Below are 649 nucleotides of genomic sequence, written 5' to 3'. Positions count from 1 at the left end.
TGAAGATGTTCCAACAGACGAGCGAGCAGCCAAGTTTCAGGAATGCTTCGTGAATGTAGGCACGTCGCTCGAAGCGCGTGCGTAGGCGACGGAAACTGTGGAGCCAGGAGTGCGTACGTTCGACCACCCAACGATATTTGCCGAGACCGCTGCCATGTTCAGTCCGGCGCTTGGCGATCACGGGTTTGATCCGGCGCTCGCGTAACGCGCGACGATGTCGGTTGGAATCGTAGCCGCGATCGGCGTAGATGGCACCTGGCTTCTGAAGTGGTCGGCCATGAACACCGCGAATGGTTGGAATCGCGTCAACGAGCGGTAGCAACTGTGTGACGTCGTTGGTGTTCGCGCCAGTCAGGATCGCGACGAGAGGAACGCCGTTGGCGTCTACGAGGATGTGGTGCTTGGAACCGGGGCGCGCGCGATCCGTGGGTTTGGGCCAGTTTTTCGCCCGCCCCAACGGCGCGCACGGACGATGAATCGACCGCAGCGTATAACAGATCGATTTGGCCGGCCGCACGCGATTTGTGGACTGCCCAGAGCACACTAGACACGCCTGACCCTCACGCCGCGGCTTGTTCAAAGGCCTCGGGACTCAGGCCGCCAAGATGACTATGGCGACGGGTTCGATTGTAAAAGACCTCGATGTAGT

1 protein-coding gene and 1 pseudogene are annotated in these 649 nt (G+C 60.1%); both read right to left on the bottom strand.

Annotation, left to right across the window (positions count from 1 at the left end):
• Window positions 1-542: pseudogene (locus G3N92_RS34825) on the bottom strand (IS5 family transposase); the annotation flags it as partial.
• Window positions 543-560: 18 nt separating this feature from the next.
• Window positions 561-649 (bottom strand): IS3 family transposase (locus G3N92_RS35595; RefSeq protein WP_339385908.1); only part of this gene is annotated, 89 nt, incomplete at its 5' end.

This window comes from Burkholderia sp. Ac-20379 (genome assembly GCF_017104645.1).
Classification (GTDB): Bacteria; Pseudomonadota; Gammaproteobacteria; order Burkholderiales; family Burkholderiaceae; genus Burkholderia.
This window is presented reverse-complemented; position numbering and strand designations above follow the sequence as displayed.